19 protein-coding genes and 1 pseudogene are annotated in these 20280 nt (G+C 65.5%); 8 read left to right on the top strand and 12 right to left on the bottom strand.

What is annotated here, in order from left to right:
- The 6 genes from pstB to WAW17_RS05295 all read right to left on the bottom strand — a co-directional run.
- Positions 1 to 724: phosphate ABC transporter ATP-binding protein PstB (gene pstB, locus WAW17_RS05270; protein ID WP_422331953.1), on the bottom strand; the 724-nt coding region annotated here is incomplete at its 3' end.
- Positions 725 to 767: 43 nt separating this feature from the next.
- A complete protein-coding gene (gene pstA, locus WAW17_RS05275) occupies positions 768 to 1676 on the bottom strand; it encodes a phosphate ABC transporter permease PstA (protein WP_422331954.1) in 909 nt (302 codons plus the stop codon).
- A gap of 3 nt (positions 1677 to 1679) precedes the next feature.
- Entirely contained in the window at positions 1680 to 2759 is a 1080-nt protein-coding gene (gene pstC, locus WAW17_RS05280; RefSeq protein ID WP_422331955.1) for a phosphate ABC transporter permease subunit PstC, read from the bottom strand.
- Positions 2760 to 2841: 82 nt separating this feature from the next.
- The gene (gene pstS, locus WAW17_RS05285; protein ID WP_422331956.1) at positions 2842 to 3960 is read right to left on the bottom strand and encodes a phosphate ABC transporter substrate-binding protein PstS; all 1119 of its coding nucleotides are present in this window, start codon (positions 3958 to 3960) and stop codon (positions 2842 to 2844) included.
- 190 nt (positions 3961 to 4150) lie between these two features.
- Entirely contained in the window at positions 4151 to 5071 is a 921-nt protein-coding gene (mshD, locus tag WAW17_RS05290) for a mycothiol synthase (RefSeq protein ID WP_422331957.1), read from the bottom strand.
- A complete protein-coding gene (locus tag WAW17_RS05295) occupies positions 5072 to 5824 on the bottom strand; it encodes a winged helix-turn-helix transcriptional regulator (RefSeq protein WP_422331958.1) in 753 nt (250 codons plus the stop codon).
- 209 nt (positions 5825 to 6033) lie between these two features.
- On the opposite strand from WAW17_RS05295, the gene WAW17_RS05300 reads away from it, so the two are divergent.
- The 5 genes from WAW17_RS05300 (at position 6034) to WAW17_RS05320 (ending at position 9164) form a co-directional block, all read left to right on the top strand.
- The gene (locus tag WAW17_RS05300) at positions 6034 to 6813 is read left to right on the top strand and encodes an LmeA family phospholipid-binding protein (RefSeq protein ID WP_422331959.1); all 780 of its coding nucleotides are present in this window, start codon (positions 6034 to 6036) and stop codon (positions 6811 to 6813) included.
- Complete coding sequence (locus WAW17_RS05305) at positions 6810 to 7289, top strand: thioredoxin family protein (RefSeq protein WP_422331960.1); 480 nt, start codon at positions 6810 to 6812, stop codon at positions 7287 to 7289. The genes WAW17_RS05300 and WAW17_RS05305 overlap by 4 nt, the downstream gene beginning before the upstream one ends.
- Before the next feature lie 238 nt (positions 7290 to 7527).
- On the top strand, positions 7528 to 7980 hold the full coding sequence (locus WAW17_RS05310) for a DUF4395 domain-containing protein (RefSeq protein WP_422331961.1): 453 nt from the start codon (positions 7528 to 7530) through the stop codon (positions 7978 to 7980).
- 39 nt (positions 7981 to 8019) lie between these two features.
- Positions 8020 to 8856 (top strand): sulfurtransferase, encoded by an 837-nt coding sequence (locus WAW17_RS05315; RefSeq protein ID WP_422331962.1) that lies wholly within the window; start codon positions 8020 to 8022, stop codon positions 8854 to 8856.
- Between the two features lie 2 nt (positions 8857 to 8858).
- Positions 8859 to 9164: a DUF1416 domain-containing protein gene (locus WAW17_RS05320; protein WP_422331963.1), complete on the top strand. Its 306-nt coding sequence runs from the start codon at positions 8859 to 8861 to the stop codon at positions 9162 to 9164.
- A gap of 80 nt (positions 9165 to 9244) precedes the next feature.
- On the opposite strand, the gene WAW17_RS05325 is transcribed toward WAW17_RS05320, so the two are convergent.
- Positions 9245 to 10498 carry a cutinase family protein gene (locus WAW17_RS05325; protein ID WP_422331964.1) on the bottom strand — a complete coding sequence of 418 codons (1254 nt, stop codon included), beginning with the start codon at positions 10496 to 10498 and terminating at the stop codon, positions 9245 to 9247.
- Between the two features lie 348 nt (positions 10499 to 10846).
- Between WAW17_RS05325 and WAW17_RS05330 the strand changes: the two genes are divergently transcribed.
- A complete protein-coding gene (locus tag WAW17_RS05330) occupies positions 10847 to 11461 on the top strand; it encodes an FABP family protein (RefSeq protein ID WP_422331970.1) in 615 nt (204 codons plus the stop codon).
- 144 nt (positions 11462 to 11605) lie between these two features.
- Positions 11606 to 12655, top strand: coding sequence for a type IV toxin-antitoxin system AbiEi family antitoxin domain-containing protein (locus WAW17_RS05335; RefSeq protein ID WP_422331965.1), 1050 nt, complete (start codon positions 11606 to 11608; stop codon positions 12653 to 12655).
- A 239-nt stretch (positions 12656 to 12894) separates the two neighbouring features.
- On the opposite strand, the gene cydC is transcribed toward WAW17_RS05335, so the two are convergent.
- From cydC to WAW17_RS05360, 5 genes are all read right to left on the bottom strand, one after another.
- Positions 12895 to 14574 (bottom strand): thiol reductant ABC exporter subunit CydC, encoded by a 1680-nt coding sequence (gene cydC, locus WAW17_RS05340; RefSeq protein WP_422331966.1) that lies wholly within the window; start codon positions 14572 to 14574, stop codon positions 12895 to 12897.
- Positions 14564 to 16264: a thiol reductant ABC exporter subunit CydD gene (cydD, locus tag WAW17_RS05345; protein ID WP_422331967.1), complete on the bottom strand. Its 1701-nt coding sequence runs from the start codon at positions 16262 to 16264 to the stop codon at positions 14564 to 14566. Before cydD ends, cydC begins: the two co-directional genes overlap by 11 nt.
- On the bottom strand, positions 16261 to 17298 hold the full coding sequence (cydB, locus tag WAW17_RS05350) for a cytochrome d ubiquinol oxidase subunit II (RefSeq protein WP_422331968.1): 1038 nt from the start codon (positions 17296 to 17298) through the stop codon (positions 16261 to 16263). The genes cydD and cydB overlap by 4 nt, the downstream gene beginning before the upstream one ends.
- Positions 17299 to 17309: 11 nt before the next feature.
- Positions 17310 to 18806 carry a cytochrome ubiquinol oxidase subunit I gene (locus WAW17_RS05355; protein ID WP_422331969.1) on the bottom strand — a complete coding sequence of 499 codons (1497 nt, stop codon included), beginning with the start codon at positions 18804 to 18806 and terminating at the stop codon, positions 17310 to 17312.
- 135 nt (positions 18807 to 18941) lie between these two features.
- Positions 18942 to 19814 (bottom strand): aminodeoxychorismate lyase, encoded by an 873-nt coding sequence (locus tag WAW17_RS05360; protein ID WP_422331971.1) that lies wholly within the window; start codon positions 19812 to 19814, stop codon positions 18942 to 18944.
- A gap of 77 nt (positions 19815 to 19891) precedes the next feature.
- Between WAW17_RS05360 and WAW17_RS05365 the strand changes: the two are divergent.
- Positions 19892 to 20280, top strand: a pseudogene (locus WAW17_RS05365) (folate-binding protein); the annotation flags it as partial.

Below are 20280 nucleotides of genomic sequence, written 5' to 3' on the forward strand. Positions count from 1 at the left end.
AGAAGATCTTCTCCGTGTCGTCGACCTCCACGAGGCGTCCCGGCTTGCCGGTGGCCTCGAGATTGAAGAACGCCGTCTGGTCACTCACCCGCGCAGCCTGCTGCATGTTGTGGGTGACGATGACGATCGTGAAGTCCTTCTTCAGCTCCGCGATCAGATCTTCGATGGCGAGCGTCGAGATGGGGTCGAGCGCCGAGCACGGCTCGTCCATGAGGAGCACGTCTGGCTGGACGGCAATCGCACGGGCGATGCACAGTCGCTGCTGCTGGCCACCGGAGAGCCCACCGCCCGGCGTGTCGAGACGATCCTTCACCTCGGTCCACAGGTTCGCTCCGCGCAGGGAACGCTCGGCGACCTCGTCGAGCGTCTTCTTGTTGCGTTCACCCTGAAGCTTGAGGCCTGCCACCACGTTGTCCTTGATCGACATCGTGGGGAACGGGTTGGGGCGCTGGAACACCATACCGATCGTCTTGCGGACGCCCACCGGGTCGACACCGTTCCCGTAAATGTCTTCACCGTCGAGCAGGATGGAGCCCTCGACGCGAGCGCCGGGAGTGACCTCGTGCATGCGGTTGAGCGAACGCAGGACAGTGGATTTGCCGCAACCGGACGGCCCGATCAAGGCGGTGACATTCCGCGGGGGAACGGACAGCCCGACATCGGCGACGGCTTGAAACTTGCCGTAGAAGATGTTGACGTCCTTGAGATCCAGACGCTTGGCCATTACCGGCTCCCTACTGGTTGATGATCAAGATCGAATGTGTGGCTCACTTGCTGCGAACCTGTGAGAAGTGGCCGACGATCTTGGCCAGAATGTTGAGGATGGCGATGAGCAGGATCAGCGTGAGTGCCGCACCCCAGATCCGGTTGGTGCCCGCATCCGTGGGGTTGTTCATCTCCGAGACCATGACGCCGGGCAGGGTGCCCATCTCGCCGCCGAACAGGTCGAAGTTGATGAAAGGCGCGTAGCCGACGAGGATCAGCAACGGTGCGGTCTCACCCATTACCCGGGCGAGAGCCAGCATCACGCCGGTGATGATGCCGGGCAAGGCCGTGGGGATCACGATCCGGGCAATCGTCTTCCACTTGGGCACCCCGAGCGCGTAGGAGGCTTCCCGCAGATCCTGAGGAACGATGCGAAGCATTTCCTCGGTGCTGCGGACGACGACCGGGACCATCAGCAGAACCAGGGCCAGCGCCACTGCGAAGCCCGATTTGGGGAAGCCGAACGTCGCGATCCACAGTGCGTAGATGAACAGGGCCGCCACGATCGACGGGACACCGCTGAGGATGTCCACCATGAACGTGGTGATCTTGCCGAGGCGCGAAGAACGGTCGGCGTACTCGACGAGATAGATCGCGACGAAGATGCCGAACGGAATGGAGAACAGCGCGCACACGAGCCCCTGCAGCAGGGTTCCGATGAGTGCGTGGTAGATGCCGCCGCCCTCCGCGGAGGCGGTCAGCCCACTGAGCGAGTTCGTGAACCAGGTGGCCGACGTCAGCGCGGGAAGTCCCTTGATGATTGCCGTCGCCAGTACCCATACGAGCGGAATCAGGGCGATCAGGACTGCCAGCGACACAAGCACGGTGGCGGTGAGATCGGTGAGGCGGCGGCGGGCACCGACACCCTGGAAGGTGGGGGCCTTGACCGGCTTGTCGAGTGTGACGGTCATCGATCAGTCCTTCTTTCCTGCGATCACGGCGCGCGCTGCCGCGTTCACCACGAAGGTGAGCACGAAGAGCACCAGACCTGCGGCGATATAGGCGCCGGCCTGGATGTCGTTGTTGAACTCGGCGTAGCCGAGGGCGATCTTGGAAGCGATCGTGGCTCCGCCGTCGAACAGCGACCAGGAGAATGCCTGGGACGTGGTCCGCAGGATCAGATACAGCGCCATCGTCTCGCCGAGTGCGCGGCCGAGACCGAGCATCGAACCGCTGATGTAGCCGGACTTGCCGAACGGGATGATCGTGGTGCGTACAACCTCCCACCGGGTGGCGCCGAGGGCTAACGCAGCCTCGATGTGCTCCCTGGGCGTCTGCACGAACACTTCGCGAGTGACGGCGGTGATCACCGGCAGAATCATGACGCCGAGCACGATGCCGGCGGTGAAGATGGTCCCGCCGCCGAGAATCGAACCGCTGCCCGTCGCGAACAGCGGGAACCAGCCGAGGTTCTCGTTGAGCCAGACGGCAAATGGCTTGATGGCCGGAGCGAATACGAGCAACCCCCACAGTCCGTAGACGATGGACGGCACCGCGGCGAGCAGGTCGATCACGTATGCCAGCGGGCGTTTGAGCCAGGCCGGCGAGTATGCGCTGAGGAAGATCGCGATGCCGAGGGACACCGGCATCGCCAGAACCAAGGCGAAGAGCGAGACCAGCACCGTCACCTGGAAGAGGTCGAGAACGCCGAAAGCCATCTTGTTGATATCGACGGTGACCCATTCGCGGCTGGTCAGGAAGTTGACCTCGTTCCGGCTCAAGGCCGGAACCGCACGCCAGACGAGAAAGATGCCGATGGCCGCGATGACCACGGAGATGAAGATTGCCGAACCGGAGGCGAGAGTCTGGAAGATCCGATCTCCAGGCCTGGTCACCGGCTTGCCGTGCGAGGCGCCCGGTGGCGTCGAGGTGGCGATCTCGGCCTTCGTGGTACTCAACTCGGCCTCCGGGGTGCCGTTCGGACCGCCCACCCCGGCTCCGCGTGACGCGGAACCGGAGGTGCGAGGTGCTGATTCGGTGGGCGCGTCACTCATCTGCGCTCGCATTCCTTCTGGTCAGGATATAAGGCTGGTCAGGATATAAGGACATGGGGCGGTCCGAACGAACTGCACGAAATCAGCCGATGGCGGTGATCGACTCGTTCAGCTTCGCCTTGAAGGATTCGGGCAGCGGCACGTAACCCTGCTCGGCCAGGTTCTCCTGGCCTTCGTTCGCGGCACTCGTCAGGAAAGACTTGACGGCGGCCGAGGTATCGGCGTCGTAGCCCTTGGAGCACACGATCTCATAGGTGGCGAGTACCAGTGGGTACGCACCTGCTTCCTTCGAACCGAAGATCGAGTTGAGGTCCAGCGTCAGGTCACCGGCACCGGCGCTCTTGAACTTCGCGCCCTCGATTGCCTTCGCAGCGGTCTCGTTGCCGAGCTCGATCGGGCCGGATCCGTTGTCGATCTGCGCGACCGACAGCTTGTTCTGGTCGGCGAAGGATTTCTCGACGTAGGTGATGGAGCCCGGAGCCGAGGACACAGCCTGCGCGACGCCTGCCGAACCCTTCGCGCCCTCACCGATACCGCCGGTGAAGTCGGAGCCCGCGCCGGTGGTCCAGGCACCGTTCGACGCGGCCTCGAGGTACTTCTGGAAGTTGTCGGTGGTACCCGACGAATCCGAACGGATGACCGCGGTGATGTCCTGGTCCGGGAGCTTCGCGCCCTCGTTGAGAGCGGCGATCGCCGGGTCGTTCCACTTCTTGATGGTGCCGTTGAAGATCTTGGCGATGACCTCACCGTTCAGAACGAGCCCGTCCACGCCGTCGAGGTTGTAGGCAACAGCGACAGGTCCGAAGACGAGGGGCAGGTTCCATGCCTCGCCACCGACGCAGCGCGCCTTGGCTGCCTCGGCCTGCTCGGCCTTGATGGCCGAGTCGGATCCGGCGAAATCGATCTGGCCGGCGATGAACTGGGTGCGACCGTCACCGGAGCCGCTGGGGTTGTAGGCCAGGTTGACAGTCTTGCCCTTTTCCTGGCAGACGGAGATGTAGGTGGAGACGAACTGGTCCATTGCGTTCTTCTGCGCCGAGGAACCGGCGGCCGAGAGATTTGCCTTGCCCTCACACGTCGCGTTCGACGCCGATACGTCGGCGCCGCCTGAGGCCGCGTTGTTGTCGCTTCCGCACGCCGCCAGAGTCATTGCACCCAGGGCCACTGCACCGAGCAGGGCACCATTGCGCTTGAAGTTCACCTAAGTCCTCCGGAAATACCGTCTCGCCCGCGATCGGGCAACGACATGAGGCGCGGCCTGTTCGAACCTGCACCAGGCGGCACGCCGCCGCCCATGAAGAAAAGTAGGGGTGGCTAATGTCCGGTTGGCCCACGACCGGTGAACGGAAGGTGAACAGCCCGCACATTTGTCCGATTTTTCGTGACAGCTGTCAACCTCGCGCGTAGGCCACATCTGCGTGAAACCTGTCGAACCCGAGCCGCTCGTACGTGTGCAGTGCCGAGGCGTTGTCGCCCTCGACGTACAGCAGAACGGCACCCAGTCCGCGGTCGCGCAGATGGTGCAGACCGGCGAGTGTCAGCAACCGGCCCAGGCCGCGCCCCTGCGCTTCGGGAGCGATCGCGACCACGTATACCTCGCCGAGAGCCTGATCGTCGCCCAGCGGCGGATGAACCTTGGTCCAGTGGAATCCCAGCAATCTCGTCCCGTCCGACTCGGCGAACACCATGAAGAGGCCGGCAGGATCGAACCACGGTTCCGCACGACGTTCCGAGAGGTCACGCTCGGTCCACGATCCCTGCTCCGGATGCCACACGAACGCCGCGCCGTTGACGCGCAACAGCTCGGCGTCATCGGCCGGTCCCCGATAGGTTCGCAGCGAAATCCCTTCCGGAACAACCAGCTCCGGAAGCTCGGTACCCACGAGTGGTCGGCGGAGTTGCAGGAGTTCGCGTGCGACGGTCAGTTCGAGTCGCATCGCGAGAGCGCGAGCCGCCGGGAGGTCGCCGTGCGCCCAGATCCGGGAATCGGCGCCACCCTCGGACAGCGCCGCGGTTACCAGCTGAGCACCGATCCCCCGGCCACGCGCCTCGGGATCGACGGCAAGCTCCGCCATCGCCGGGTGCTCGCCGTGTCCCGGCTGCAGCTGCGCGTATCCGACGATCCGATCCGCGTCGGTCCACACCAGATGGCGAACACCGTCCGCATCTGCGTGAGCGGAGACGGCATGCCGCCCCCGCTCCGAGACCGGTTCCACACCGTCGACCGCTGCCACCCGGGCCAACATGGCGCCGACATCGGCCGCCTCCACGGCTTCGAGGCGATCCACCCAGGATCGAACCGAGGCGCTCATTCAGATCACCGGGCCGTCGGCAGCCTCGAAATCGACGTCGGCCACGTCGGTGTCGACCGGCAGCACGGTGGTTCCCGACTTGTTCCGGGTGGGGCGAACTGCTTTGTATCCCACGTTGCGGACGGTTCCGATCAGAGATTCGTACTCGGTGCCCAGCTTCGCCCGCAAGCGCCGGACGTGGACGTCGACGGTGCGTGTGCCACCGAAGAAGTCGTACCCCCACACCTCCTGCAACAGCTGCGCGCGGGTGAAGACCCGTCCGGCGTGCTGGGCGAGGTACTTGAGGAGCTCGAATTCCTTGTAGGTGAGGTCGAGCGGACGGCCCCGCAGCCGAGCCGTGTACGTGCCCTCGTCGATCACCAGTTCGCCCAGCGTGATCTTCCCCGAGGCCTCGGGGCTGGCGACGCCACCGGAGCGTCCGACCAGCAGTCGAAGCCTGGCATCGACCTCTGCGGGCCCCGTGCCGGGAAGGAGGATGTCGTCCAGGCCCCAATCGGAGTTGACCGCCACCAGCCCACCCTCTGTCAGCACCGCGACAACCGGAACCGCGGAACCGGTGCTGCCGAGCAAGCGGCAGAGTCCGCGTGCAGCGGCGAGATCGGTGCGGGCATCGACCAGCGCAACATCCGCAGAGCCGGCTTCCAGGAGTGAGGACACCTCTGTCGGCGCAGGCTTCACCGAATGCGCCAGCAGGGAAAGAGCGGGCAGGACCGCCTCGGGATTGGGGTCGGAGGTAAGAAGCAGCAGCTCCACACAGCCTCCTGTCTCGTCGCCGTCGCGCCCCGACCGTCCGACCGAGCCTCGAGCCGGGCAGTCCAGGCAGATCGACACTGAAAGTGATCGACATATCTGTCGGTGACAGACTAGCGCGCCGTTGTCCCAGCACGATGCACCGAACCCCCGGCAAGCGATGGTAACGACTGCCCCGGCGTCCTCGATCCGATGTCCGTCACAATGGAGCGGTGCGGAAACTCATCATCGGACTCGTCTTCCTCGTGGCACTCGGTCTCGTCATCGACTTCGGTTCGGCGGCGTATGCCGAGTACCGGGTGTCGAGGGAGCTGCGGGCGGGTGCGTCGCTCGACGCCGACCCTGAGGTCACGGTGCACGGCTTTCCGTTCCTGCCCCAGGCGTGGGACGGCAAGTACGAGAACATCGAGATCCGCGCCCAGGGCGTGCAGTCCGACTTCGTCGGCGAGATGACGATCGAGTCCACTCTCCTGGGTGCTGCGGCCCCGCTGTCGACCCTCGTCGACGGCTCCGTCAAGTCGATTCCCGTCGACCATCTGTCCGGACGCATGCTGATCGATGCCACTGACCTGGGACGTTTCCTCGAGATCCCGGATCTTCAGGTGTCCGCACCGCCGGCCAGCAAGTCGGACGGCACCGGCGGTTCCGGCGGTTCCGGGATGCCGACAGCGGGTGGCGTGGTGCTCACGGGCACCGTGCCGGTCGGGCCGATCGAGATGAGCGTGAGCGTGCAGGCCGATCTGGTCCTCGACGGCGAGCAGGTGCAGATCCTCGCGAGCGACTTCTACTTCGGGCCCGAGGGCAACGCCGACTTCACCATCCCCGAGGCCCTTGCGCCGTCCGTTCTCGGGCTGTTCACCCGAACCATCGACGCCCGGGAACTCCCGTTCGGTGTACGTCCCACCGAGGTGTACGCGGAGGGATCGAATATCGTCATCGAGGGCGTCGGCGACCACGTCACGATCGATCTCGAGGAATTGCAGAGCAGATGACGGGAATCACACTTCTGGGGGTCGCGCTGGTCGCGGCGGTTGTCTTCGGACTCGTGTGGCAGCGGCGGCAAGGTGCGGTGCGCGCCACAGGACCGGCCCCGGCCGCCGACGTCCCCGACGACCGCCGGCTGCAACTCGAGGCCGTGGGGATCGGCTCGGTTGCTTCCGATCGCCTCCCTTCTCCCACGGTTCTGCACTTCTCCGCGGACTGGTGCGGGCCCTGCGCCGCAGTGCGGCGCGTGGTCACCCAGGTCGTTTCGGGCCTCGAGGACGCACCCCGTCCGCCCGTGGACGTCGAGCTGGATATCGATGAATTCCCCTCACTGGCAAAAGAACTCGGGGTTCTCTCCTTGCCCACCACCTTCATTCTCGACGCCGATCTCCATGAGCGTTTCCGGGTGTCCGGAGTACCGTCCGCAAGCGACCTGCGGGCCGCCCTGGAACCCCTCACCCGACCCCCCGCTTCATTTTCCTGAAGAACCGGGTAAACTCGCCGACGTGCAAACCAGCCAGGAGCTCATGCTCACCCGCCGCCGCGCAGTCGACCTGTGCCGCCTCGGGGCTTGTTGCTGTACCTGCTGCTGATCACCAGGGCTGTCACTTCCTTCTGACGCCGCGCATTCCGCGCACGTGATCGAAACCCGACGACGACGTCTTCTGTCGTACCTCGGCGCACTTCAAAGCACTCGGCAACCCATCGCAGGAGCACTTCTCATGTCCACAACACTCGAATCCCCGCAGGTCGACGTCCGGGGTCCGCGTTTCGCCGCGTGGGTAACCACCGTCGTACTCGTCGCCGTACTCGTCGTATCCACGTTCTCCCTGGTCGCCGCCGGGATCCTGCTGGCACTGCAGGCCGTCGTCTTCGCCGTCGGCGCTGCCAACGGTCCCCGGCGCAGCCCCTACGGCCAGATCTTCGGCACGCTCGTGGCGCCTCGGCTGTCCCCGGTGACCGAGCGGGAACCCGTCGCGCCGCTCCGATTCGCGCAGCTCGTCGGCTTCGTCTTCGCGGCTCTCGGCACCGTCGGTTTCGTGTCCGGCCTCGGGACCGTGGGCGCTGTGGCCACCGGTTTCGCTCTGTTCGCGGCGTTCCTCAACGCCGCCTTCGGCTTCTGCCTCGGCTGCCAGATCTATCCGCTGGTGGCCCGCCTGCGCACCACCGTCTGAATCACCGATCCCGAGCAACAACACATCGAAAGGAACACCATGGCTCGCTCCGATGTCCTAGTCTCCGCCGACTGGGCTGAGCAGAACCTCAATGCCCCCAAGACCGTTTTCGTCGAGGTGGATGAGGACACCAGCGCATACGACGGCGGCCACATCGAAGGTGCCATCCGCCTCGACTGGCGGAAGGACCTGCAGGACGGTGTCCGTCGTGACTTCCTGAACCAGCAGCAGTTCTCCGATCTCCTGTCCGCCAAGGGCGTTGCCAACGACGACACCGTCGTTCTCTACGGTGGCAACAACAACTGGTTCGCCGCCTACGCGTACTGGTACTTCAAGCTGTACGGCCACCAGGACGTCAAGCTGATCGACGGCGGCCGCAAGAAGTGGGAGCTCGACGGACGTCCGCTCTCCAAGGAGACCGTCGCCCGCGAGGCCACTCAGTACAAGGCCGAGGCCCCCGACCTCTCGATCCGTGCGTTCCGCGACGAGGTCATCGACGCCATCGGCAAAAAGAACCTGATCGACGTGCGTTCTCCCGACGAGTTCTCCGGCAAGATCCTCGCCCCCGCCCACCTGCCGCAGGAGCAGGCGCAGCAGCGTGGTCACGTCCCCTCCGCGATCAACATCCCGTGGAGCACCACCGCCAACGAGGACGGCACCTTCAAGGCCGACGACGACCTGGAGAAGCTGTACGCGGAGAAGGGCTACGACGAGTCCAAGCCCACCATCGCGTACTGCCGCATCGGCGAGCGTTCCAGCCATACCTGGTTCGTGCTCAAGGAAATCCTCGGCAAGTCCGATGTCAAGAACTACGACGGCAGCTGGGTCGAATACGGCTCTCTCGTCGGCGCCCCGATCGAGTTGGAGGTTCACTGATCATGTGTGGAGCACCCGTCCAGACCCAGACCCTGCCCGCGGGAGTCGACACCGAGAAGGAAACGGTCATCACCGGCCGCGTCCTCGCCGCTGACGGCCAGCCCATCGGCGGAGCATTCGTTCGCCTGCTCGACGGCAGCGGAGAGTTCACGGCCGAGGTCGTGGCCTCCGGCACCGGCGACTTCCGTTTCTTCGCCGCTCCCGGCGAGTGGACCGTGCGTGCACTGTCCAGCTCGGGCAACGGCACCGCCACGGTGAGCCCCACCGGCGCCGGCGTGCACAACCTCGACGTCACCGTCGGCAAGTAATACTCGTCAGAGCTCGAAAGGCCCCTCTCCGGTATCGGAGCGGGGCCTTTCTGCGTCGCCCCTCCCCACCCGTCGTCCGCCTACCTGTCGGGGGGCGGACCTCCCGCGCCATGCGCCTTCTCTGCCCGGGCCAGATCGGTGATCCAATCGACGATCCTTTCGCTCTCCCAGTACGACGAGTCATTCGGATCGTTGTTCCAGTAGGAGAGGTGCTGCATGTAGCCGAGAAAGACATACGGCTTGGTGACGAACTCGAAGATGTCACTGTTGTCCTCGACGAAACCCCGGCCCTCGTCCCGTAGCTTCGCCTGCACCACATCCGAACCGGGTCCCATAGCCCAGTTCAGGGCCTCGATCATCTGCTCCCGGGACACCTGTGTGTCTTCATCCGGCCCGTCGGGGTCGTAGGTCTCGTCGGACACCTTGCGCAGTACGTCGAGAAAAGACTCGTCGGAGGCGAACCAGTCGTGGCGGGTGACGATGTGCGCGATCGCCCGCGATGCCATCCTCGCAACCGCCTCCTCGAAGTCTGAGACGGTCCGACTCGGGTTCAGCAACGTGAAGTGCATGCGGCCCAGCACCGCGACCGCCAACTCGAGCACAGCGATCTCCTGTGGGGCGTCGCAGGAGATGTCGGTTGGACGGCACGCGTAGACAATCTCGTCCGCAAGCGCCCCGTAGTCGGCCGGCTCCGAGGACACGAAGCCGCCACCGGAGGGACCCGGCTCACCCATCGACGGAGTGCCTGCAGGACGGAGAGGATCGCCGATCAAGGCGACCCCGGCAATGTCGTCAGCGGTCACCAGAGCACTGCTGTCACGGTGTCCGAGATCCCGCGCCACTCGTTCGACCACCTCCGCACCGACGCTGTACCCCAACAGCACGTACCCGGTGGCGTCGCCACATTTACTCTTGTTGTCGTCGAGGATCTTGTTCATCGACGCAACCCCTGCCGCCATCGACTCCTCGTAGGTCGGAACCTCTTCGAACAAATCGACACCGTACGTGGCCGGGTAGGGCACGTACATCCACCCCACCGTCCCCGGTTCGTCCGCATAACGCTCCCCGGCCGGGACCGTCACGTTCGCCACCCAATCGGACCCTTGCTTCCGCTCACCGTCGTCCAGAGGGTTGCGGTCCTCCGTCGTGTCGGATGCTCCCGGAACGGCGACAATCAGGAGGTCGGGGCAGCTGGCGGCGAAATTATTGGGATCCACACGGTCGGTGTCCGGGGCGGCCACCGCGAACCCGGGGCCCGACATGACGATCAGCAATGCCGCCGCCGCGACCGTTCCGCCCGACTGACGAGCGCGAGCAGACATCGAACGCAGCATGAATCCCCCGAAGATGGAGCGGACAGCATGTCGGACAGGATCAACGTATCGAACAGGTGGGGAAATCGACACGGAATCATCCTCGAGAGACCGGGAAAGGTGCTCCCGTTTCGACCGTCCGAAGGCTTCGGTTTAGGATGGCACCGTGGTTATCTTCTTCGAGGTACTCCTGGTCCTGGCCGCGTTGCTGATCACGTGGTTCACGCTGTACACCATCTACCGCCTGGTCACCGACGAGTCGTGAGTCAGACCCCGGACGCAGGCGCCCATCCGTCGCCGGAACCTCCCGTCTCCGACGAGCAGGCTGCGGACTCCCCGACCGTTCGCCGAGGTAGCGGAGACGCCGCCGTGGCGGAGGCTGTGGCGCGCGCAAAGTCGACATCGGCGCGCAACATCCCCCTGCTTCCGGACCTTCCGTTGCCCGACGACACCGCGAACTTACGGCTCGGGCCCGATCTGAACCCCGAACTCCTCGCGCTGCTGCCTCTCGTGGGCGTGTGGCGCGGTGAGGGCGAAGGCCACGATCCCGCCATCGGCGACTACCGCTTCGGCCAGCAGATCGTCGTGTCGCACAGCGGCGGCGCCTACCTCAAGTGGGAATCGCAGTCGTGGGTCCTCGACAGCGAAGGTACTTACGTCCGCCCGGATCTCCATGAATCAGGATTCTGGCGCATGAGCGGCGACGGCGTTCCCGGCAGCGAGAACGAAGAGGTCGTCGAACTGCTCCTCACCCACAGCTCCGGCATCGTCGAACTGTTCTACGGGCAGGCGCTCACCCCGTCCTCCTGGGAACTCACCACCGACGTCGTGATTCGGAGTACGTCCGGCGCACTCGTCGGCGGCGCCAAGCGTCTCTACGGCATCGTCGAGGGCGGTGATCTCGCGTACGTCGAAGAACGCGTCATCGCCGACGGCGAACTCCTCCCCCGCCTCTCCGCGCGCCTCTCCCGCTACATCGGCTGATCGACCCGTGAGTACTTATTAACACCGGGCGGTGAATATATACTCACAGCTCGAATTCCCCAGAGCTGGGAGTTATCCACAGGCTGCATCGATCCGCGCGTTTTCCGCCTGTTTCTGTCGGTGCATCACGGCACGTTCCGGACCATGCTGCCTGGGACGACCGATTCACACACAGGGTTCCAACGCCTGCTGGACTACCAGCACGGGACCGTCACCACTCGACAACTCCACGATCTCGGCGTTTCCACCCGGCAGATACAGCACCGCGTGGAATCCGGGCAGTGGCTTGCCGTGCTGCACGGCGTGTATTCGGTGACCAACGGCCCACTCAACAGGCCGATGACGTTATGGGCTGCCCTGTTGTTCGGTGGTCCCAGCGCGATACTGAGTCATCGGACGGCCGCCGAAGAGTGGTCGTTCGAACCTGCCGATCCCGCAGAGCCGATTCACGTGACGGTCCCGTACGGTCTGTCGGCCGAATCGCAGCCCGCGACATATCGAAGCGCAGGCAGCAGATCGGACCGTCCGGTGCCCCGACTGGGGGATCTCCTGCATCCCGGAGTCGTGGTCCATCGTTCGCGAGCCCACAAACACATCACCGTGCCGACGTATCCGCCCCGCACGTCCCGGGCGGACACCGTCGTCGATCTTGCGGTGCTCGAGCCGGACGCTCACGCCGCGGCGACTCTGCTCGTCTCGGCTGCCACTTCCGCCGGCGTGCCCGTACACGAACTCCTCGGACGGATCGAGCAGCGCCCACCGTGGCGGTACGGCAAGGCGTTGACGGACGCGCTGGCCCTTGTGTCGGGTGGTGTCCAGTCGATCCTCGAGCACCGCTACGCCGTCGACGTCGAGGCCGCTCACGGGCTTCCGAACGCCCGTAGACAGTCACCGGTCATCGTCGACGGCCGAGTCCTGTTCGAGGACGTCGACTACTCGGACTGCGGAGTTCCTCTTCTGGTCCGGCTCGACGGGTTGCGCTACCACTCGTCGCGCGCGGTGGCGTTGCGCGATCGACGCCGGGGCAATGCGGCCGAACTCGCCGGCAGACCCACACTCGTCTATGGCTGGGAGGAGGTCACAGGCCGGGCTTGCGCGAGTGCAGCCGAGGTCCGAACGGTACTCGAGCGGGGCGGGTGGAGCGGACCGAACCCTTGCCCGAGCTGTGAGCACATATCAACAGTGGAGTGTTAACAAGTACTCACGGGTGGAGAACGCGGGCGGCCCCCGAGCCTTCCGGTGCTTGCACCGGACCCGGTCTGGACTCGACCGGGGGCTCGGGGGCCGGGTAGCTGCCTGGGATTCGCCGGCCGCTCGCGCGGTCTGTGAATTCCGTCAGCGGTAGCGGCTAGCTGGCAGCCACCTCACGTGTCCGTTTGTCATTCAATTTCAGACCACCTCCTTCCTCGTGTACAGAAGAAAGTACGCCGGCGTCAGAGAGTCGGCAACGCATTTTCGCCAGCAGCGATCTCGACGCGTATCACCTGGTCGGCATCGGTATCATCGGGCAATTGGTGCGTGACCACCACCACGGTTCGATCCGGCGAGACCAGTCCGCCATCCCTCGCGAGCAGGCTCCGCAGCAGCTCGGCGCCCGCGTCGGCGTCGAGGTGTTCGGTCGGCTCGTCGAGGAGCAGCACGCGGGCGGGCGACAGCAGAGCGCGCGCCAGCAGCAGGCGGCGACGCTGCCCGCCCGACACCGCCCGGGCACCGCCGTCGAGGCTTGTGTTGAGCCCTTCCGGCAGCCCCGACACCCAGTCGGCGAGTCCCACGGATATCAGTACGTCCAGCGCCTCGGGCTCCTGCACGTCGCCCCGCGCCACCCGTAGATTCTCGAGCACGGAGGTGTCGAACAGGTGGGCATCCTCCGCGAAGAAACCGACCTTCCGCCGCAAGTCGGCAGGTGTCACCCGGCGTAGTTCTACGCCATCGGCACACACCGTCCCCGACACCGGGGGAAGGAGCCCGGCGACCGTCATGAGCGTGGTGGTCTTGCCGGCGCCGCTGCCACCGACGATCGCGACCCGTGCCCCGGGTGGTAGGTCCAGGTCGAGCGCCGGCGTGGCCGCACCGCCGGGCCAGCCGCAGCGCAGTCCGCTCGCGCGCAGGTGCGCGGGGCCGTCCAGGGTCCGGTCTCCACGCTCTGTCACCGCTGCTGCGGCGTCGAGTAGCGCGAGGATCCTGCGCGAGGCGATCCTCGCCCGTGTCAGCGCGATGGCCGCTGCGGGCAGCGCGGTTGTCGCTTCGAAAGCGGACAGCGGCAGCAACACCAGAATTCCGAGGGCCATCGGGCTCATGGTCCCGGACGAATACAGGGTCGTTCCGACGAGCAGCGACCCGATGACACCCGCTCCGACTGCCAGCGGGGTGGCGGCGTCCGCAAACGCGCTGGGTGCGGCGGCACGGTCGGTAGACCGGACGGCGGTCTCCTCCGCCTCGACGGCCCGGGCCACGGTCTGCTCGAGCCGTCCGGCCACCCGCAGTTCCGCTGCGTGGTCCAGCGCTGTCACCGTGTCCTCACTGAATCGGGACCGCGCGTCGGCGCTGTCGGCCTCTGCGGTGCGGGCGGCGCGAGCCGAGAGAGCGGGCGCGGCCACTCCCGATACGGCCAGCGCGACCGCGAGGATCAGGGCGGCAACAGGTGAGATCACCGCGAGGATGCCGACCGCGGCGACTGCCAGGACTGCGGAGACGGCAATGGGGACGAGTGCCCGCACCACGACGTCACCGAGGGCGTCCACGTCGGCGCCGGTACGGGCGAGCAATTCCCCGCGGCGCAGACCTGCGGACGCCGCGGGATCTCCGTCGGCCAGCCGTTGATAGAGCTGAGTGCGCGCGGACGTCGTCCCCCGCAGGGCGGTGTCGTGAGTGGCGAGCCGTTCGAGGTACCGGAAAACCCCGCGGGAGATGCCGAGGGCCCGCACCGCCACAACGGCCACGCTGAGGTCGAGGACGGGCGGCATCTGCCAGGCCCGGGTGATCAGCCATGCGGAGATGGCAGCGAGCGCAAGGGCGCTGCCCAGCGTGGCGACACCGGCGGCGACAGCGCGCAACACACGGCCGGGCTGGAGGTCGAGAAGCGGCAACGCCCGGACGAGGGGATCATTCGACATCGGCGCGCACCTCCAGCACATGGTCGGCGGCCGCCAACACGGTCGGCCGGTGGCCGATGACGATGACGGTCCGGCCCGAATCGGCGAGTCTGCGCAGCGATTCCAGGACGGTCCGTTCCGAGTGCTCGTCGAGATGTGCGGTGGGTTCGTCGAGTATCAGCACGGCTCGCGTGGTGCCGAGGACCCGAGTCAGCGCCAGTCGCTGACGCTGCCCGAGCGACAACCCCACTCCCCCAGCCCCCACCCGGGTGTTCCACCCCTCCGGAAGCTCTGTCAGCACCGAGTCGAACCCGGTTGCAGAGCAAGTCTTTTCGAGGTCCGTCACGTCACCCGTGAGACGCAGGTTCTCGTCGAGAGTCCCCGGGACGAGAACCGGGTGCTGCGGAAGCCACGCGACCTGATCCCACCAGGCCGGACGGTCAAGCTTCCCGACAGGAACATCCGCGACCCGCATTTCGCCGCGATCCGGCTCCACCAGCCCCAGAAGGGTAAGGACCGCCGTCGATTTTCCGGAACCGTTGGGTCCGGTCAACACGGTGACCTGTGCCGGCTCCACGACCCCGGTGAGGTCGTGGGGGGCGAGTACCCCACGCGAACGCACACCGACGCCGTCGAATTCGATACGCGACCCGGCCGCATCGACGACGATGCTCCCCTCGGTGGCCGCCGGCGGCTCGGTGTCGATCAGCCCGAAGGCCTTGCTCGCCGCGGCCATTCCGTCCTCCGCGGCGTGGAACTGTGTTCCGACCATCCGCAGCGGGAGGTACACCTCGGGTGCCAGGATGAGCGCGACGATTCCCGCCTCCAGGCCCATTTCTCCGTACACCAGGCGCAGACCGATGCTGACGGCCACGAGTGCGACGCAGAGAGTCGCCAGCAGTTCGAGCACCATCGACGAGAGGAACGCCACGCGCAGGGCCGACATGGTGGTTCGGCGATGGGCGTCGCCGAGTTCCCGCACCCGCGCCGCCGGCCCCTGCTCACGGCCGAGCGCCCGGAGGGTGGGCAACCCTGCCAGTAGATCCAGTAGCTGGGCGGACAGCGTGGTCATCGCGGTCAACGTTCGTGCGGCTTTACCCTTGGTCAGCAGCCCGATGAGGATCATGAAAATGGGAACGAGGGGCAGGGTGACGAAGATGATCACCGCCGACGTCAGATCCTGTAGAGCGATCACCAGGAGAGTCGCCGGGGTGAGCGTGGAGGCAAGGACCAGGGCGGGCAGGTAACCCGTCAGGTACGGTCCCAGCCCGTCGATCCCGCGGGTGAGGACCGTCGCGATCTCGTCCCGCCGTGGGTCGAGTTCGCGTGGGCGCATCCGGGTGGCGACACCGAGCACCTCGCCTTTGAGTTCGGCTACAACCCGGGAGGCAGAGCGGTGAGCGTAACGGGACTGCACCCAGGTACCGGCAACGCGGATTCCGATCGCGGCCGCCAGCACCGACAACTCCGTCGTCCACTGCCCGATATCGGTGACGCCGTCGACGATGACGCCGGCGAGGATTTGTCCGATCGCGAGTGCCGAGACGATAACCATCGCCACGTTCAGGATCGACAACCCGACCGTGAGAACGAGATAACCGCGGGCGGACGCCGAGTAGCGCCACAGACGGGGGTCCACGGGACGGCGGGAGACCCGCTCCTCGCCCTGCCGTAGCTCGGGGCGAGGAGCGTCACCTACCTCGATACTCATTTGCGCGCGTACGACAAACCGATCGACGGCGGAATGTGGCTGGTGGAGATCCGCTTCCGGAACACCCAGTACGTCCAGCCCTGGTAGATCAGAACCACCGGTGTCAGGAACGCGGCCGCCCACGTCATCACCTTCAGCGTGTACGGACTCGACGACGCGTTGTCGATGGTCAGACTGTAGACGGCGTCGAGGGTGGACGGCATGACGTTGGGGAACAACGAGCCGAAGAGAAGCACGATGGTGCCGACGATGGCGATCGAGGTGAGCAGAAACGCCCAGCCCTCACGTTCGGCCCGGGTGAAGGCGACCACCCCGAGGAGTGCGCCGGCAGCGACGACGACCAGTATCCAGGTCCATCCCTTGCCGTACGCCAACTGGGTCCAGAGCACGAACGCACCGGCCACCGGAATCGCCGGCACGGCCAGCCTGGATGCGAGCTCCACCGCGTCGCTGCGTACTTCGTCCGCCGTCTTCAGTGCCAGGAACACCGCACCGTGCAACGCGAACACCAGGGCGGTCGTGAGACCGCCGAGCAGCGCGTACGGGTTCAGCAGGTCGAAGAAGCCCGACGTGACTTCCTTTTCCCCGTTGATGTCGACACCGCGGACGATGTTGGCGAAGGCCACACCCCACAGCACCGCCGGGACCCAGGAGCCGAAGACGATGCCCCAGTCGCAGCGCCTGCGCCAGGTGTCGTCGTCGATCTTGCCGCGGTACTCGATCGCACAGATGCGCACGATGAGGGCGACGAGAATCAGTAGCAGCGGTAGGTAGAAACCGGAAAACAGGGTGGCGTACCACTCGGGGAAGGCCGCGAACAGAGCGCCACCCGCGGTGAGGAGCCACACCTCGTTTCCGTCCCAGACCGGGCCGATCGTGTTGAGCACGACGCGCCGTCGGGTGTCTCCGGCTTCGTCCTTACGCCGGCCCAGCACCGGCATCAGCATCCCGACGCCGAAATCGAAACCCTCGAGTACGAAGTATCCGGTGAAGAGCACCCCGATCAGGATGAACCACACTTCTTGAAGTCCCATGACGGTCTCTCCTAGTACGCGAACGAGAGTTGTTCGGGCTTGCCCGAATCTTCCGGCTGTTCGGATTCCTCACCCGGTGGATGCGCGTCGTGCTCCTGCGGTCCCTCGATGGTGAAGCGGCGGATCAGCATGAACCAGACCACGCCGAGCGCGCCATACACCAGCGTGAACACCGTCAGGGATGTCGCGACCGTCCACACGGAGTGATTGGAGACGCCCTGGTCCACCGTCAGCCGGATCATGTCGACACCGGTGGGATTGGGCGCCACCACCCAGGGCTGACGGCCCATCTCGGTGAAAATCCAGCCCGCACTGTTGGCGAGGAACGGAGTGGGAATCGCGGCGATGCTCAGCCAGCCGAACCACCTCTGGTCGGGGACCCGGCCGCGGCGGGTGAGCCACAGACCGACCACGGCGAGGAGCGCCGAACCGGCAGCCAGCCCGATCATCGCGCGGAACGACCAGTACGTGACGAACAGGTTGGGACGGTAGTTGCCGGGTCCGAACTGCTCCTCGTACTGCGCCTGCAGATCCTCCACGCCCTTCAACGTCACATCAGAAAACTGCCCTTCTGCGAGATAGGGAAGCACGAAGGGAACCTCGAGGACATGGGTGACACCGTCGCAGTTGTTGTGCGTACCGACGGTGAGAATCGAGAAATTCGGATCCGTCTCGGTGTGACACAACGATTCGGCGGAGGCCATCTTCATGGGCTGCTGCTCGAACATCAGCTTGCCCTGAACGTCTCCGGTGTAGATGAGAGCCACACCCGACGCGATCATGACGAACAGCGACAGCCGTGCGGCGGGACGGAACATTGTCCGGGCGTCGTCTCGGAACGCTGCAGCCTCGGCTGCGGGAGCGGTACGTGCCCGTCGCATGTTCCGGACCATCCACCAGCCGGCGATTCCCGCGACGAACGTGGCTGCCGTGAGGAACGATCCGGCCACCGTGTGCGGGAACGCGGCCAGCGCGGTGTTGTTCGTGAGCAGCGCCCAGATGCTGGTGAGCTCGGCACGTCCGGTGTCGGGGTTGTAGACGGCTCCGACCGGATGCTGCATGAACGAGTTGGCCGAGATGATGAAGTATGCGGACGCGTTCACCCCGATCGCCACCATCCAGATGGTGGCGAGGTGGACGAGTTTGGGCAGCCGGCCCCAGCCGAAGATCCAGAGTCCGAGGAACGTGGACTCGAGGAAGAAGGCGACGAGTCCCTCGAGCGCGAGCGGCGCTCCGAACACGTCACCGACGAATCGCGAGTACTCGCTCCAGTTCATGCCGAACTGGAACTCCTGAACGATGCCGGTGGCGACGCCGAGCGCGAAGTTGATGAGGAAGAGCTTGCCGAAGAACTTGGTGAGCCGGTACCAGTGATCTTTCTTGGTGACGACCCACATCGTCTGCATGACGGCGATGAGCGGGGCTAGCCCGATGGTCAGTGGAACGAGAATGAAGTGGTACACGGTGGTGATACCGAACTGCCACCGTGAGACATCCAAGGCATCCATGGCACTACTTCCGAAACTGGGCCCGTAGGAAAGGCTTCGGAACCGAGGCGTGGGCTTCCGCTCGATCCCTGTAACACCGTACTGTCCGGCCTGTTTCGCCGCAGCACTTTGTTACTACGGAATGTAGTAGCTCGGTCAGACCTGCGCGACCTCGGTCCCCGTGGTCTCGACCGCAAGGTCGACCAGCTTCACGATCCGATCGGCGAGCGGGGCATCGGGCAGCACGAGGCCGTCGATCTTGCGCACACGGGCCGCCATGGTAATGCTCGAGATCAGCCAAACACCTTCTGCCGTAATAAGATCGGCAGGACGAAGCGAGGCGTATTCACAACGGAACCCCTTGGTGGATGCCACCTCGTAGAGCGCCTGCTGCGTGGTGCCGGGCAGGATTCCGTGCTCGGGCGGCGGTGTGAGGAGCGTCTTGTCCCGGGCGATCAGAACGGTAGAACGTGGGCCTTCCAACACATTCCCCTCACTGCTGACGAAGATCACATCGTCGGCACCGAGTGTGGCCGCATACCGCAGAGCCGCCATATTAGTGGCGTAGGACAGCGTCTTTGCGCCCAGCAACTGCCACGGCGCGCTCGCCGAGAGGTCCACCGAATACCCCCGCGCGAGCGTGAGAACGGACACACCGTCGCGGCGAGCCTGCAGAATCCGGTCCGAGACGGGGCCGACAGTGACGAATGCGGTGGCGCCGCCACCCGACTCCCGGCCGCGACTGAGTACGAGCCGCATCGCACCCTCCCGTTCCGAACCCCACTCCTCGACGGCCAGTTCGATGGCCAGCCGCCATTCGTCCAAATCCTGGATCGGCAGATCGAGAGCGCGGGCCGAAGCCACCAGGCGGGTGAGATGCGGTTCGAGTTTCAGGGCGCGTCCCTTACGCACCAGCAAGGTCTCGAAGACTCCGTCGCCGCGAACCACCGCCAGATCGTCTGCGTACAACAGCGGCGCATCCGGGTCCCGCACCTCGTGGTCCAGCGTTACCAGCACTCGATCAGACACCTCGTCGACAGCCATACCGCAAGCCTATCCACCATGCATGGCGGCAGCCTTTGTCACCGGTCCCTAGACTGATGTTCGTGGTCGACAAACAGCCCGTCCCGCCAAGTCCGCTACTCAACGCCGCAGGTGCGGTCCCGGCGCCCGAGGATTCCCCCGATCACGGCGTCGCCTGGCATCATGGCGATCCTCTCGGTGAACAACGCAGTGCCGAGCGCAGCGCGGTGGTGATCGATCGTTCCCACCGCTACGTCATCGCGATCAGCGGCCCCGAACGGCTCACCTGGCTGCACACGATCTCGAGCCAGCACGTGGCCGCTCTGCCTGACGGCATGAGCGCCGAGAACCTGAGTCTCGATGTCAACGGCCGCGTCGAACACCACTTCGTGCAAACCGATCTGGACGGGACCACATGGATCGACACCGAGGCCGACCGCGGAGCTGATCTACTGTCATTCCTCACCAAGAT

Source organism: Rhodococcus sp. (in: high G+C Gram-positive bacteria) (assembly GCF_049286785.1).
GTDB lineage: Bacteria > Actinomycetota > Actinomycetes > Mycobacteriales > Mycobacteriaceae > Rhodococcus_F.